The organism is Blastocatellia bacterium (assembly GCA_035275065.1).
GTDB lineage: Bacteria > Acidobacteriota > Blastocatellia > UBA7656 > UBA7656 > DATENM01.
The window spans coordinates 158,275-173,781 of sequence record DATENM010000064.1 but is presented as its reverse complement, the minus strand read 5'-3'; the positions used below and the strand labels follow the sequence as shown (position 1 = coordinate 173,781).

Annotated in this window: 14 protein-coding genes; 13 read left to right on the top strand and 1 reads right to left on the bottom strand. The window is 59.2% G+C overall.

Annotated features, from left to right (window positions below; translation table 11 throughout):
- From VJ464_15510 to VJ464_15500, 3 genes are all read left to right on the top strand, one after another.
- The gene (locus VJ464_15510) at positions 1 to 2,259 is read left to right on the top strand and encodes a hypothetical protein (GenBank protein HKQ06540.1); all 2,259 of its coding nucleotides are present in this window, start codon (positions 1 to 3) and stop codon (positions 2,257 to 2,259) included.
- 54 nt (positions 2,260 to 2,313) lie between these two features.
- Positions 2,314 to 2,529, top strand: coding sequence for a hypothetical protein (locus VJ464_15505; GenBank protein HKQ06539.1), 216 nt, complete (start codon positions 2,314 to 2,316; stop codon positions 2,527 to 2,529).
- A 66-nt stretch (positions 2,530 to 2,595) separates the two neighbouring features.
- A complete protein-coding gene (locus VJ464_15500; GenBank protein ID HKQ06538.1) occupies positions 2,596 to 4,368 on the top strand; it encodes a DUF4157 domain-containing protein in 1,773 nt (590 codons plus the stop codon).
- 334 nt (positions 4,369 to 4,702) lie between these two features.
- On the opposite strand, the gene VJ464_15495 is transcribed toward VJ464_15500, so the two are convergent.
- Positions 4,703 to 4,912: a hypothetical protein gene (locus tag VJ464_15495; protein HKQ06537.1), complete on the bottom strand. Its 210-nt coding sequence runs from the start codon at positions 4,910 to 4,912 to the stop codon at positions 4,703 to 4,705.
- A gap of 99 nt (positions 4,913 to 5,011) precedes the next feature.
- On the opposite strand from VJ464_15495, the gene VJ464_15490 reads away from it, so the two are divergent.
- From VJ464_15490 to VJ464_15445, 10 genes are all read left to right on the top strand, one after another.
- Positions 5,012 to 7,138, top strand: coding sequence for a DUF4157 domain-containing protein (locus VJ464_15490; protein HKQ06536.1), 2,127 nt, complete (start codon positions 5,012 to 5,014; stop codon positions 7,136 to 7,138).
- Between the two features lie 31 nt (positions 7,139 to 7,169).
- Entirely contained in the window at positions 7,170 to 7,709 is a 540-nt protein-coding gene (locus tag VJ464_15485) for a hypothetical protein (GenBank protein ID HKQ06535.1), read from the top strand.
- A 144-nt stretch (positions 7,710 to 7,853) separates the two neighbouring features.
- Complete coding sequence (gene crcB, locus VJ464_15480) at positions 7,854 to 8,237, top strand: fluoride efflux transporter CrcB (protein ID HKQ06534.1); 384 nt, start codon at positions 7,854 to 7,856, stop codon at positions 8,235 to 8,237.
- Between the two features lie 522 nt (positions 8,238 to 8,759).
- Positions 8,760 to 9,320, top strand: coding sequence for a translation initiation factor IF-3 (gene infC, locus VJ464_15475; GenBank protein ID HKQ06533.1), 561 nt, complete (start codon positions 8,760 to 8,762; stop codon positions 9,318 to 9,320).
- 23 nt (positions 9,321 to 9,343) lie between these two features.
- Positions 9,344 to 9,547, top strand: a complete 204-nt coding sequence (rpmI, locus tag VJ464_15470; GenBank protein HKQ06532.1) for a 50S ribosomal protein L35 — start codon at positions 9,344 to 9,346, stop codon at positions 9,545 to 9,547.
- Between the two features lie 112 nt (positions 9,548 to 9,659).
- The gene (rplT, locus tag VJ464_15465; GenBank protein HKQ06531.1) at positions 9,660 to 10,037 is read left to right on the top strand and encodes a 50S ribosomal protein L20; all 378 of its coding nucleotides are present in this window, start codon (positions 9,660 to 9,662) and stop codon (positions 10,035 to 10,037) included.
- Positions 10,038 to 10,135: 98 nt separating this feature from the next.
- A complete protein-coding gene (gene pheS / locus VJ464_15460) occupies positions 10,136 to 11,161 on the top strand; it encodes a phenylalanine--tRNA ligase subunit alpha (GenBank protein HKQ06530.1) in 1,026 nt (341 codons plus the stop codon).
- 143 nt (positions 11,162 to 11,304) lie between these two features.
- Positions 11,305 to 13,032: a hypothetical protein gene (locus tag VJ464_15455; GenBank protein ID HKQ06529.1), complete on the top strand. Its 1,728-nt coding sequence runs from the start codon at positions 11,305 to 11,307 to the stop codon at positions 13,030 to 13,032.
- On the top strand, positions 13,029 to 15,077 hold the full coding sequence (pheT, locus tag VJ464_15450; GenBank protein HKQ06528.1) for a phenylalanine--tRNA ligase subunit beta: 2,049 nt from the start codon (positions 13,029 to 13,031) through the stop codon (positions 15,075 to 15,077). The genes VJ464_15455 and pheT overlap by 4 nt, the downstream gene beginning before the upstream one ends.
- Before the next feature lie 139 nt (positions 15,078 to 15,216).
- A complete protein-coding gene (locus tag VJ464_15445) occupies positions 15,217 to 15,498 on the top strand; it encodes a hypothetical protein (GenBank protein ID HKQ06527.1) in 282 nt (93 codons plus the stop codon).
- The last annotated feature ends 9 nt before the right edge of the window (positions 15,499 to 15,507 follow it).

Here is a 15,507-nt window from a genome sequence, read left to right as displayed (position 1 = left end):
ATGGCGGACGAGAAGCAAGGTGACTTTGATAAGAAGCGGCCCAACTACTTCCAGGGCATGATGCTGGTCGACAAAGATTTTAGGGACGAGCAGACCTACCACCGGCAGATGCGACAGAATCACAACCTGGGATTGCACACCTGGGGCGTGGTGCGCGGGCTTGAGGTCAGCCTGGATGCAGGGGGCGCGGTCAAAGATGTCACCAAAGGCTTAGCCATAGACGCGAGCGGACAGGAGATATGGTGGGGGGGCGGCGCACCAACGGTCACAGGGGCCAGTACGGAAGGCAGCTACCTGGTCATTAAGTGGAAAGAAGAGGTGACCGAGCGGTATCCGCAGATGCCTGACAAGCCTCTTCGGTTCATAGACACGGCCTCATTTTCATGGGAGAGCAGCGCCACAGACAACGTCGTGCTGGCCCAGATCGTAGAAGGGAAGGCGGATAACGACGCGCGAAGGAATGCCGCCAGCGTGCGCGCCAATGGGAATGATGTGGAGCTACGTCCGGTGACCAGGGACGGCGCGTTACGCCTGAAGACCGGCGGCGACCATCAAGATTTTTGCGCAGGCGCTACGGACGTCGAATACGGAACCGCTTATGCCGGGTTTAATGTCGCGAGAATCCGAGTCGGCGGGGCTTCAAAATGGAGCTTTGGCGGCGATGGCAATAACAGCGGCGGCGCTTTAATCTTCGGCGACATCTTTGGAAAGCTCCGTTTCGTCACCGCCGGCTCACCGGGTAGCGCCCAGATTTTGGATAATCAGGGTATCCTCGACCGCACCCGAATGACGATCAATCAATATGGATCAGTCGGCATCGGGACGACGGACCCGAAGGTTCTGCTGCACCTGAAATTCCCTGGCGGGGCAAGAGGCAATGCCGCCGTCCTTAACCTTGAGGGAACCGACCACGTCTACATGCAATGGTATCCTGCCGGTTTTTCCGAAGGACGGAAGGGCTGGATCGGCTATGAGTCGGCCAATGAGAAAAGCCTGACGATTAAGAACGAGTACGCCGGCGGCCACCTGAATCTCTTTTCCGCGAGCGGCAAGGTCGGCATTGGCGTCCCCGACCCGCAGAGCGCGCTGGATGTGAAAGGTGATCCTTTTATCAGAGGCGGCTTGTGGTTTGCGAATGAGCAGGGCAGGGTGTATGCGGAGGGCTGGTTAGGAAGGTGGGAAGATAGGAAGGGCGGCCCCTCATGGATGCACCTTGGCGGCATTACCGAGGGCGGGACAAGACGATTAATGCTGGTCGCGGATATAACCACAATAGGCGGCAATGTCGGCATCGGGACGCCGGACCCGAAAGTTGCACTACACCTCAAATTCACAGGCGGAGCCGGAGGCAATGCCCCCGTGCTTAACCTTGAGGGAACCGATCACGTCTACATGCAATGGTATCCTGCCGGCTATTCCCAGACCGGGCGCAAGGGCTGGATCGGCTACAGGGCAGCCAATGAGAAAAACTTAACGATTCAGAATGAATACGCTGACGGCCATTTGAATCTCTTTTCCGCGAGTGGCAAGGTCGGCATCGGGACGGACTCGCCCGCCAGCACTCTGCATATTCGGCGTGATGTGAGTGGCAGTGTAGGCCCAACACTGCTGCTTCACAATGGCGGAGGCACGCAGAACGCCGAGGCGAGAATTGATGCCCAGACTTACACTCAGGATGTAGGGCCCAACTTCAGGTTGCGGGTTATCGATGATGGGAATTTTGGCGCCCATGTTGATTTCTCCACCAAGCCGACGGGGAACAATGGTGGAAATGCTCTGGCATCAAGACTCTACATCAAGGCAGACGGCAACGTCGGCATCGGGACAACTGATTCTCTTACCGATAAATTGACCGTGAATGGCAGTGTGAAGGTTACCGGCAACATATCCTCGCCGAAGTGGGGTGTCTTTCAGCCGATTAATGCAGTTGGGCCGCTGCCAAAAAGCGGCACGTTCAGGTCAGGTGGAGGAACCTTAATCATTTTCGCTTCAGGCTCAGCATGGAAAGACGACCCTGACCCTAATCATGGAACGATAGGGATGGATATCGATATTGATAATGTGAATGTATATCAGGTTCGGTTCTGGGCAAATGAAAATGGATCTCACAAATCATTTGTACCCATTGCTATAGTGAAACCTGGTCTTCCTGCTGGAGACCATACAATTACATTTAAAGCTCCTGTTTCTGGTGCTGCGCGTATGTTTACGGATTACAATGATCGTTTCCACGCAACGATATTGGAGCTGCCGTTTTGAAAAAGACCAATAGCGTCTTCGGTGCAAGCAAATGCGATTTGGGAAAGGAAAACTATGAAAGACCAACTGCAACGCCGGCTTGAAGAATTGAAGAAAGAATACGAGACCGGGCAGGCGCGCCTGCGCGAGCTTGAATCCGAAACCGCTTACGTGCGCGAGACCTTGCTGCGCATCAGCGGCGCGATTCAGGTCATACAGGAAATGCTCGAACAAGAAAAAACGCAAGGCGACGACGCGGGCCGCGCCCGTGAAGCCGAGCCGACCGTGTGACCAGCGCGCTGCGAACCGCATCGTCGCTAACCGCAGGTTGCTGCTTCATAAAAGAGGAGCAAGGCCATGGCAAACAAGATGACGACTCATGCCGCCGAAAAAGGCTCGGCAGCGGTCCGCAAGCCGGCGGTTGAAGCTCAAGCTTCGCGCCGGCAGCCGACACCTGTCCACCCGGCTGCCGCACTTTTGCGGGCGATGAGCGGCCCGGCGTCCGAGCTATCGGCTAGCGACATCCGCGCCCTCCAGCGCACCGCCGGCAATCGCGCCGTCCAGCGCATGCTCGGAGCACTGATGGGCCAAAATGACGAGCGGTCGTCGGCACAGGCCCTGCACCAGTTTAGCGAACCAAGCGACCATCACCAGCCAGTAGCCGATAGTGTGGTTTCGCAGATTGTCAATCCGTCTCACGCGCTGCCACCTCAGTCTTCAACCCCAACGAATGCCATTCAACGGCGGGTCGAAGAGGCAGCGGAACCTCTACAGGGGAAGTTTGAGAATGCCCGGAAAGAGGAAAACCGGACCGGCCTGCCCGATAGCCTCAAGACGGGAATCGAGAACCTGTCCGGCATTTCGCTGGACGATGTCAAGGTTCATCACAACTCCTCTGCACCGGCGCAAGTGCAGGCTCTGGCCTACACGCAGGGCACGGACATCCACCTGGGGCCGGGGCAGGAACGACATCTTCCTCACGAAGCATGGCATGTCGTCCAGCAGAAACAGGGAAGAGTGGGGCCGACGATTCAGGTAAAGGGGGTCTCGGCTAATGATGATCAGAAGTTGGAACAGGAAGCGGATGAACAGGGTAGGCGGGCTATCCAACAGGGGAATGAGAGGTCGCAAAGGAAAGCGATTCCGGGCGGCGAATCGCGAAACGCCGCGACTCCCTTGGTGCAACGGCAGGCGCTCAACCGGGCAAGCGTCGTGCAGTTTGTGGCCCCGACTCCCTTAAAGGAGATAAAAGAAAACTATGACCTTATTGATCCGCTTATTCAACCGAACATCATTGAAGGTTTGGAACCACGAATAGAAATAATGGAAGATGTGCCTGACCTTAAAAAGGGCTGGAAGACCAGTACGAAAGAGTACAAGAAGATCTGGAATCTCTGGAGCCCGATTTATACGGAAAATACGAAGCCCCAGCCGACCTATCCGGCATGGCCAAGCGGTCGCGGCCTTTATGCAGATCGAGACAATATGAAAGGGTATCTTGCGACGATCAAAAAGATATTAGGACTTCTTAGCGACAACGGACTGGCTGAGTTAAAAGAAAAACTCGCCTATCGCTGGTATCTTAAAGCGAAGGGGGTCCAAGGTACTGGCGGCCGATTCTTCAAGGCCCCGCTTAATGAAAGCCTATCTGATTTTAAGACGAGGGTGAAAGCGAAGATCAGTGATTGGATAAAACCGGGTAAGGACCTTTGGCTGAGTACGGCGGGCTATAAATTCGACACCAATCCTTACGTCAAGCAGCTTGCAAAGCTCAACGATATACCTCTCCACTGGACCCTATATAGACGGAACCTGGACATGGGAAAAATCGACGCTCTGAAAACCACTGACAGCGCAGACAAAGCCGTGGAGCTACTCATTCCAAACGGCGCGGGAACCTCCGCAGTGCATGTGACTTCGGAAAGATATGGAGCAGACAGCGTCAGTAACCCCCGTGTATTTGGACGGCCTGCCGATGTAGACCGCCATCTGGGCGGGGAGGGGGACGGGATCACTTTCCAGGACATGGCTGGACGGCTCGATGAAGAAAACAATCGCAGAAGCGGTTTGATCACCAGATTCCGTAATGACCGAAACGACAAAATCAGGGATAACTGGGATTCTCATTAAACCGCCCTTCCGGAATGTGCTCTCAACCTTTACTCGTGTTGGAGCAGGCAAAAGCGATGCGGATAAGATTCAACCATGTTAGATTCATCGCCGGCCGGGCCGATTCGTTTTCTAATGTGCTGACCCGACTGCCCGAATATAGCTGCCGCAAACTGCTCACCGCTTCACGCAAACAGGTAAGGCCATGCCGAACAAGCTCATGACTCGCGCAAGCGAGAAAGCTTCCGCGACCGCGCGCCAGCCGCCCGTTGCCGCTCGCGCTTCGCGTCGCCTGCCGGCGAAAGGCCACTCTCCTGCGGCGCTGGCGCGGGCGATCAATACTCCCGCGTCCGAGCTAACGGCCAGCGACATCCTGGCGCTTCAGCGCACCGCAGGCAATCGTGCTGTCGCCCGGATTCTTGCTCAAAGCTCGCCACCTCACCAGCCGAGCCGTTTGACCATACAAGCCAAGCTCGCGGTCGGCGCGGCAGACGACTCGTACGAGCGCGAAGCCGACCGCGTCGCCGCCCAGATCATGCAGACATCCGAGCCGCCCGCGGCTCACATCCAGCGCCAGCCATCGCCAAAGGAAGAAGACGAAGAAAAATTGATTCAGAGAAAGCCGCTCGCCGCTTCGATCACGCCGCTCGTCCAGCGGCAGGAGATGCCGGAGAAGGAGGACGAGGAAGAGAAGCCGGTGCAGCGCCGCGGCGTCGGCACGGTGACCAGCGCCGGGGCGAGCGTCGAGCGTGGCATCGAGAGCGCCCGCGGCGGCGGCCAGCCATTGCCTGAACAATTGCGCGCACGGATGGAGCAAGCCTTCGGCGCGGATTTCAGCCGTGTCAGAGTGCATGCGGATGGCGAGTCAGACCGTCTCAACCGCTCGCTGCAAGCAAAGGCGTTCACCACCGGGCAGGACCTGTTCTTCAGGCGCGGCGACTACCACCCAGACAGCCGCAAAGGTCAGGAACTGATCGCTCACGAATTGACTCACGTTGTGCAGCAGAGCGGCGGCGCGACCGGCAATCGTCGCTTGTCGGCGCAGCGGGCGCCGAGTCTTGTCATTCAGCGCAGTGTGGCCGACGCCATTGAAGAAGATCGAATGTCCTGGAAGATGATGTCCAAGCCATTAAAGGTCGCGATGGTGGGTCTCGCGCCTGTTCTTCAGCCATTCGTGCAATCCTGGGAGAGCGGTAAGAAAGCAACCAGCCAGGTTTATAACTCTCTGGCGGGAGATAACCCCGGCATCATCCGAGCCGTCTTGTCGGGGCTGGTGGCCGGCGGCAGCGGATTGCTCGGCAGCGTCTATGGGCTTGCGAAAGGCTTCTTGAGAGGGCTCGCCTTCGGCATCGGCAATCCGCTCTATTCGGTCGGGAAGCGGGTGGCGAATTTTTCCCTCGACGAAGCGCGGGGCATCTATCAAAGCGGCCCTGCCCCCGAACATGAAAAATATGGCGGGCAGCGGGAGAACTATAACTACGACACCAAGACAGACCTCCTCAACTATGGGCTGCTGACGTTAGGCACGGGCTCGGCTGTCGGAAAAACCATCGCCGACAAGGCGAGCGTCATCTCCGGAATGGGTAAACTGACGTTCAGTGGTAATGTCTGGGACCGGACGAAAACATTTTTCACTGGCTCCTGGGACCGGACGAAAGCCATTTTCAGCGACAGTACGCCGGTGGCGTCAGAAACCGGAAAAATACTGTCATCCATCGGCGCGGCAAGCAGTGGCCTGGGAGCCCTGTCTTCGCTCATGGATGCCAAAAAGGGCTTTAGCGAAGGGTTCGATTCGGCCAATACAAGAGCGCAGCGGGGGCTTGGTTTCAGTGCGGGCCTCAGCGGCACATTAGGCGCGGCGCAGCAATCGGCAACTTCTGCCTACCACATCGCAAACGCGACCGGCAATGATCTCCTTGCTCTCGGCGCGCAGTCGGCGACCGGAGGGCTGGCCGTCGCAACCGGCGCGGTGGACATTGTCAGAGGCACGCTCGGTTATTTTAAAGCGGCCAGTAACGTCGAACGGTTAAAGAAACTCGAAAAGGATAGAGCCCTTCAAGAGGATACCAAGAAAGCGGTTGCGCAAGCGGCCAGCACGCAGGCAAACCGGAAAACCAGTGCCATCGGGACAGGGCTTAAAGGCGCGCTGAGTGTTGCCGGCGGCGCTTTGCTGCTCGCTTCGACGGCGACGCCGATTGGCTGGCTCTTATTAACTGCCGGGGCGATAGTAGGCGGGATATTCGCTATCAATAGGTGGTTGGATAAGCGAAAGAGGAAAAAAGAGATCGCCATAAAAGTATTCGGAATTGAAGATGAAAGGAAGAAATGGGAAGCGGACGTCGCCAAGGTAAAGAAGGATCACTGGTTTTGGGAATCCGCCGGAAAGGTCGAGCGGGAGCGGCTGGGGCCTGATCCGCTAGAGCGGGAGCTGAAGGCGCACAAGTTCAAGGACGCTGGTCATTTCTATGCAAACTACATCAACGAAATGGCCCATGGCCTGTACGATACAGCACAAGCCGACCGAAATAGCCTGCTGCTGCAAGCCTCCAGTCAGCTCTCTGACGCCTATGGTTATCACAGGACGTTTGCTGTCTTGCCCAAAGAGTTGACCCAGGCGCGCCTCAAAGCCGATGTCCAGAAATTTATCAAGAAGGAAAAGATCATGATCCCTGAAAGGAATAATCTCCTGCAAATCATGGAATTGATTGAAAGCATGGGGCTCAAGTTCGATTGGTCATCGAAGCCGGTCCAGCCGACGCCTGATAAGATCGCCAAGGCATTAGATAACTAGACGCCTGAGCCGCTTATCAAAGGAGCGCGCGATGTCACTGACAAGCCAGGAGCATAGAGCCGCGCTTGAGCGTTTCGGCGAGCTGCTGTCGCAGCAAGCCTACCAGACCCGTTTGCGAGCGGCTGGCGACGGCGTGCCCTACGACACCTTGCTCGTCCGACTGGAGTCGTTTGAAGAAGCGAATCGCGTCTGGCTTCTAGAGCTGTCGTTCCTGCCGGGGCTTGAAAGTGACCTGGAGCGGGTGAGCATCCTTCAATCCTTTGTCTCGTTGGCTGACCAGATTGCCGAAGCGCATGGCATGGCATTAAACCGGCTCCTGGTGAGGCTGAACGCGAAGCTGCCCCTCGGCGGCTTCGGCCTGCTCGATAATCCCGGCCAGCTATTTTATAAACATAACGCCTTGCTGCCGGATGACTACCCTGACGCCGGCGATCAGATCGTGCGGGAGTTGGTTCCCATGACGGCCTATCTAATCACCTTGTTTTCTGAGCCGTTGATCCGGGTGGCAAGCGGCCAAAAGTCGGCTGAAGAAGCACTCTCAGACATGCCCTTCGCGGAGGTGATTCGTTAAGCGGCCCAGCCGCGCAAGTGCGATCTTTCACAGTAAAAGCAATCGCCGGCTCGGCAGCCGCAGAGTCACTACGGCCATTGACTTTGTGCTAGAGTCTGAAGCGGGTTTCATTCCGGTGTGCTGAAGCGATCAGAGGATAAGAGATTGGGCAAATATCTTGCGGTGGCTTTAGGCGGCGCGCTCGGGGCAATGGCGCGCTTCTGGCTCGGCGGCCTGGTGAGCGAGCGATTTCCGTCCCGCTTCCCTCTCGGTACGCTCATCATCAATGTGACGGGCTCGTTTATTGTCGGCTTCTTTCTGACGCTGGTGACTGAGCGCATCAACCTGCACCCGCACTGGCGGCTGGCCGTCGCCGTCGGCTTCGTCGGCGCTTACACGACCTTCTCGACTTTCGAGTACGAGACCTTCAAGCTGCTGGAAATCGGCAGCCGATTAAGCAGCCTGCTCTACGTCATCTTTAGCCTGGTGCTCGGTTTTGTCGCCGTCTGGGCGGGCATCGTGCTGGCCCGCGCCGGGGTCACCAATTGAAGCCGCCCGGCGGGCGCCGACTGCCGGCCCTTAGCCGATGCCAGGCCGGCAAACAGCGCGGCAAAGGCTTGCCAATACAGGTAAGCGCAGGCTATCATTCGTCTTCGGGTTTTGACACGGTAGGCGCTGCGGCGCATGTCCGCAATCGCTGATGATCGCTCGGCGGCTCACTGATAGAGAGAGCCTGAGCTTCATTATTTTGCGTCAGCTCCTGAAGTCCTCTGGCGATTCGCACGACCGCCGGCTCCTTGATAGCCGGCCTGATGCCAGGGGCGCTGACGTAAGATCTGACCAGCGTGGCCATTACGCCAGAACGTTGTTCGCACGGGACTGAATCAAATCGGCTTGCCGGGCGCTGTCACACAGACGCGCCGGCCAGCCCCGGCATGCGCATGGATTTCGAGAGCGGCGCGCCGGGCGATCTGATGCAGCCTTTCATGACGCAGGCGGCTGAGTGCGCTAACGCCATGCGTCTAGACGTTGTCGAAGGGAACCGCCATTCACGGTTCAGGAGGAGCGACTATTAGCAGCTTTCAAGGAAGAAGGAATTTTCGTGACCGGCGCGATCGCGGCCCCACGGTTCGCATCAACGAGAGAATTCGTGTGCCAGAGATTCGCGTGATTGACGAAGACGGTTCACAACTCGGCGTCATGGCGCCGCGGCAGGCGCTAGAGCTTGCTCGCGGCAAGGGGCTCGATCTCGTCGAGGTCGCGCCGCAGGCGCAGCCGCCGGTTTGCCGCATCATCAACTTCGGCAAGTGGCAGTACGAGCAAAAGAAGAAGCAGAAAGAGGCCAAGGCCAAGCAGACTTTTATCACCGTCAAGGAGATCAAGTTTCGCCCAGGCACAGACGAGCACGATTACGCCTTCAAGAAGAACAACGCGGCGCGCATGCTCAAAGACGGCGACAAGGTCAAAGCCACTGTGCATTTTCGCGGGCGCGAGATCACCCACAAAGAGCTCGGCGGCGAGCTGCTTCAGCGGCTCGAAAAAGACCTGTCGGAGTTCGGCACCGTCGAAGCGCGCCCGCGACTCGAAGGCATGAATATGTCTATCATCTTCCAGCCGAAGAAGGCTAAATGAGCTTTTAAGAATCAGGAGGAATAATGCCAAAACTAAAAACGCACAAGGGGGCGGCCAAACGCTTCCGCTTAACCGCGAAGGGCAAGGTCAAGCGTGGCCATTCGCACGCCCGCCACATCTTGACCAGCAAGACGGCCAAGCGCAAACGGCTGCTCGACATCGACGGCACGGTTGCCCCGGCTGACGCGCCGTTGGTCAAGCGCATGCTGCCTTATGGCCGCGGCTAGAAATTCAAATGGGTGCCCGGCGTCGGGTGCGGGGTGTCGGTGAGCCGAGCATGTTGCTGACCAAGACCTAACCCCCGACGCCGGGCGCCCGACACCCGATCAGGAGGGACTTATGCCACGCGCAAAACGCGGAAACAAGAGACTACAAAAACGTAAGGGTATTTTAAAATTGGCCCGCGGCTATCGCGGCACCAAGAGCAAGCTTTATCGCCACGCGAAAGAGCAGGTCGAGCGCTCGCTGAATTTTGCCTTCACGGGCCGCAAGCTCAAGAAGCGCGAATTCCGCTCGCTGTGGATCGTCCGCATCGGTGCGGCGGCGCGCGCCAACGGCTTGAGCTACAGCCAGTTTATGCACGGCCTGAAACTCGCCGACATCAACCTCGACCGCAAGGTGCTGGCCGACATCGCGGTCAACGAGCCGGCGTCGTTTACGGAAATCACCGGGCGCGTCAAGCAGGCCATCGAGTCAGCGGCAAAGACCGCGGCCTGATCGCTCAAGGTCGAATCGGGAACGATGAGTGACGCGAGGTGAATCGGGCACTCTGCTGATTCAGCCCGCGTCATTCATCGTTCGTCGTTTTTGGGGTTATGGACGAAAAACTCAGCCAGCTACGCGAGCAGTTCCTTGCCGACTTGAAAGCCGTCAGCGGCGCTGACCAGTTGAGCGCCCTGCGCGACAAGTACCTCGGGCGCAAGGCGGGGTTGATCGCCGCCGAGAAGAAGCGCGTCGGTGGGCTGGCGCCCGACGAGCGCGCCGCCTTCGGCCAGCAGGTCAATCTGCTCAACAACGAAGTCGAGGCCGAGATTACAAAGCTCAACGAGCGCTTCGCCGCGGCGGCCGAGGCCCGTGCCCTCGAACGCGAAAAGATCGATGTGACGCTACCGGGCACGCGCCCGCGCCGCGGCCACCTGCACCCGATCACCCTGGTGCGCCAGAAGATCGAAGATGTCTTTGTGGCGATGGGCTACGCCATCCAGGACGGGCCGGAGATCGAAACCAGCTTCTACAACTTCGACGCGCTGAACATCCCCGCGGGTCACCCGGCGCGCGATTCGGCCGACACGTTTTACATCACGCCGGAGCTGGCCTTGCGCTCGCAGACCTCGACGATTCAGATTCACGCCATGCAGAAACAGCGCCCGCCGCTGCGGGTGATTGCGCCGGGCCGCGTCTTTCGCCGCGACACCCCCGATGCGACGCACAACCCGATGTTCTTTCAGGTCGAGGGGCTGAACGTAGACCGCCGCATCACCCTGGCCGATCTGAAAGGCACGCTGCAAAAGTTCGTCGAGATGATGTTCGGGGCGAACCTGCGGACGCGCTTCCGCCCGTCATACTTTCCATTCACCGAACCGTCGGCGGAAGTGGACTTCAGTTGTTACGTCTGCGATGGCGCGGGCTGTCGCGTCTGCAAAGGCTCGGGCTGGATCGAGCTCGGCGGCTGCGGCATGGTGCATCCGAATGTGCTGGAAGCCGTTGGCATCGACACCGAAGAGTTCACCGGCTTCGCCTTCGGCCTGGGGATTGATCGCATGGCGGCGCTGATGTTCGGCATAGACGACATCCGTCTGCTGTTTGAGAACGACGTGCGCTTCCTCGAACAGTTCGCATAAGAAGATTGGTTTCTGGTTTCTGGTTCCCTTAGCTGGAGATGGGCTTCGCCCGCTGGCGGTTCCTGGTTCTTCGTGCTCCGCGATTGAAGATTCTACGCCAACCAGAAACCAGAAACCGGAAACAGGAACCGGGAACCCATCTTATGCCCAACACGCCAACTCAAGCTCTGGACAAAACCGTTCTCATCCTCGGCGGCGCCGGCCTCGTCGGCACGCAGGTCGCCCGTCAGGTGGCGCGCGACCTGCGCCCCGAAAAGATCGTCATCGCCTCGCTCTATCAGAAAGAGGTGCGCGACCTCATCCACGAATTACGCAAAGAATTTTCCGCCGTGCAGTTCGCCGAAGCCTGGGGCAATATGTTTGTGCGTGTCGAATTCGCCCGCGCCGACCGCAACGATTTGCTGAAGAGCGCGCGCCGCCGCCGTGCCCTGTATGACGACCTGTTCGGGCCGCTCGACGACGCCTACGAGCGCTCGATGCTGGTCCAGGTGATGCGCGAGCAGCGGCCCGATGTGTTGATCGATTGTGTCAACACCGCCTCAGGGATCAGCTATCAGGACGTTTATACGAACTCCATCGAAGTCCGCAAGACGCTCGACTTCATCGAAGCGCGCATCGAAGAGCGCGACCTCAAGCAGATATGGGAGAACCGCAAGCAGCTTGAGCATACCTTCGAATCGCTGCTCGTATCGCAATCGATCCCGCAGTTGATCCGCCACACGCAGTTGCTCTACCGCGCCATGGTCGAAGTCGCCACGCGGCTCTACGTTAAGATCGGCACGACCGGCACCGGCGGCATGGGCTTGAACATTCCGTATACGCACGGCGAAGACAAGCCCTCGGCCAAGCTGATGTCGAAGACCGCTGTGGGCTTTGCGCACACCGGGTTGATGTTCTTGATGGCGCGCACGCCGGGCGGCCCCATCGTCAAAGAGATCAAGCCGGCGGCGATGATCGGCTATAAGAAAGTCAGTTACCAATCGCTCAGAGACCGCCGCACGCATTCGCCTGTTGTCGCCTACGCGCCGCGCTCGCAAGCGCTCAATGGCGAGTTGCGGCTCGCCTTGCCGAAGGACAGTTTCAAGGCGCTCGGCGAGCTGGAGATGGTCGGCGTCGACACGGGCGAGAACGGCTTTTTCGCGCGCGGCGAGTTCGAGGCGGTCACGTCAATCAACCAGATGGAATTCGTCACCCCCGAAGAGATCGCCCACAACGTCGTGCTCGAAATCAAAGGCAGCAACACCGGCGTTGACGTGATCGCGGCCATTGATTCAGCCATCATGGTGCCGAGCTACCGCGCCGGCTACCTGCGCGGCTCGGCTATCGAAGCCTTGCGCCGGCTCGAACATGAGACGAACTCGAATTCGATAGCGACCGGCGACCTTGGGCCGCCGAAGCTGACCAAGCTGCTCTACGAGGCGCACTTGCTGAAAGTGAAGTACCACACTTTGCAGGCGGTCGTCGAAGCGCCGCCGGAGGATGTGTCAGAGACCTTGTGGCGTTACCTGCAACGCAATCACGATCTGCGCAACACGATCATCTCGATTGGCGTGCCGGTGCTGCCGCCCGAAGGCAACCGCCTGCTGCGCGGCCCGCGGGTCAACGTGCCGGAGTACGCCGGACAGCCGAGCTTGCCGGTAAGCGACGAGGCGATCAATGAGTGGGCGGTGCGCGGCTGGATCGATCTTCGCCCGCGAAATGTCGAGTGCTGGCAGGCGCGCTTCCGCAAGATGCTGCGCTCGGCGCAGAGCATCCACCGCCGCGGTTCTGCCGCCATCACGATGGAAGCCTACCGCAGCGAAGAGATTCGCATCGGCGAAGTCGTCGGCTGGATTTTCAATAACGAAGAAGAGGGTTATCGAATCAAATGAAGATCAGTTACACCTGGCTGAGCGAGCTGGCCGAGATCACCTTGAAGCCGCAAGAGCTGGCCGAGCGCCTGACGATGGTGGGGCTCGCCGTCGAATCGATTGAGCGTCATGGCGACGATCATTTGCTCGATGTCGATCTGACCTCGAACCGCCCGGACGCGCTATCACATCTGGGCGTGGCGCGCGAGGCGGCGATCATTTGCGGCACCAGTCTGAAGCCGCGAGTCGCACAGCTCACAGAAAGCGACGAGGCCGTTGACGCAGCCGCCGCAATCGAGATTCACGACCCGGAGCTGTGCCCGCGCTACGCGGCGCGCGTCGTTCGCGGCATCCAGGTCGGGCCGTCGCCGAAGTGGCTGGTTGATCGCCTGGAAGCCATCGGGCAGCGCACGGTCAACAACGTCGCAGACGTCAGCAACTACGTGATGTTCGAGATGGGCCAGCCGACGCATGCCTTTGACTTGAACCTCCTGCATGGCAAAAAGATTATCGTGCGCCGCCCGGCCAGCGGCGAGCAGATCACCACGCTCGACGGCTTCACGCGTGAGCTGGCCGCCGATCACCTGATTATCGCCGACGCCGACCATGCGGTCGCCATCGCCGGCGTGATGGGCGGCGAAGAGACCGAGATTACCGATAGCACGACCGACGTGTTGATCGAGAGCGCCTACTTCAACCCGGCTTCGATCCGTCACACCGCGAAGGCGCTCGGCATGGACACCGAAGCCAGTTACCGTTTCGCGCGCGGCACTGATTTCGGCGCGCAGGTGCGGGCCGCCGACCGCGTCGCCGAGCTGATTGTTGAGGTCGCCGGCGGGCGGATTCTCAAGGGCGTGATCGACGTTTATCCGGCGCCAGTGAGCCGCGATTCGGTGGCGCTGCGCGAGGCGCGCATCGAGCGGCTGACCGGCTTGAAGGTGCCGATTGCGCGGGCCGCTGAAATCCTGCGCGCCCTCGAATTTCAGGTTGAGGTGAACGACGAAACGCGGACGCTTACGGCCATCGCGCCGTCGTTCCGCGTTGACATTCATCGCGAAGAAGACCTGGTCGAAGAGGTGGCGCGCCACACCGGTTATGACCTGGTCGCCACGACGCTGCCGGCGTGGAGCGGCACGGGACAATTTCTGCCGGACGAAGATCGCCGCCGCGCGACACGCCGGGCCCTGACGACCATCGGCTTTGACGAAGCCTATACCTTCAGCTTCGTCAACAGCGAGCGCGATGCGCTGTTTCGGCGCGGCGCCGCAGCGCCCGCCGTGCTCGCCAACCCGATTGACGTCAATCAGAGCGAGATGCGCGCTGCGCTGGTCACAGGCTTGCTCGAATCCGCGCAGCACAACTTCAATCAAGGCCGCCGCGACGTCAAGCTCTTTGAATTAGGCCGTGTATTCGAGGCGACAAAGAATGACCCGCGGCCGCGGGAGCGCGAGCTTTTGGGCCTGATGATGAGCGGCGCGGCGCAGGCCGACGACTGGCGCGGCGCGCGGCAGATAGATTTTTATGACCTGGCGGGCGCGGTCGAAGCGGTCATGGGCAGCCTGAACGTCTCAGGCTTTACAATTGAGCGCGCCGGTGTAGAATACCTGCATCCCGGGCAGTCGGCGGTGTTGATACGCGATGGCGAAGAGGTAGCGCGTTACGGGCGACTGCATCCGCGCATCGCTCAGGTCTTCAAGTTCCGCCAGCCGGTTTATGTCGGCGAGATCGAGTTCGCCAGGCTGCTTGAATTGCCCGCCGCCGAGGTGCGTTATAGCGCCCTGCCGCGCCTGCCGGCAGCGGCGCGCGATGTGTCGCTGATGGTGGCCGACACGCTGATGTGGGCTGAGATCGAGCGAGCAATCAAAGAGCTGGGCATTCCTGAGATCGTCGAGCTGCGGGTCTTTGACGTCTACGCCGGGAAGGGAATGCCGGAAGGCATGCGGTCGCTGGCGTTTCGCGTCACCTATCGCAGCGCGGGCCGCACCTTGACCGACGAAGAGGTCGCCGCGATGCACGAGCGCGTCCGCGAGTTGATGGTCAGTCGCTTCGGCGCACAGTTGAGATGATTGCGGATTGCGGATTGCGGATTGCGGATTATTGAATAAGTGAATCAATGATTCGCGACCTGCGATTCGCAATCAAACACGAGATTATCGGAAGTGAATTCCGCAATCCGCAATCCGCAATCCGCAATCAGGAGGCTGAGTGAGCGGAATATACGGGCTGGAAAAGTTCTCACACCTTGAGGACAAGATCTATCGCACCATCGAGCAGTTCAAGCGCGAGCGCTCGGAGCGCGAGGCGCTCGAACGCGAAGTCTTAAGCTTGCGCCGCGAATTGAGCCAGATGGGCGACGAGAAAGAGCGGCTGTCATTGCAGGTCGAGCGCTTGCTGAACGAGCGCGACACGATCAAGCTCAAGGTCGAAGCGATGCTGGACGCCATCGCGGTGCTCGACCTCGAAGCGCTGGAGACCGCAAAGAAGTGAGGCGACGCT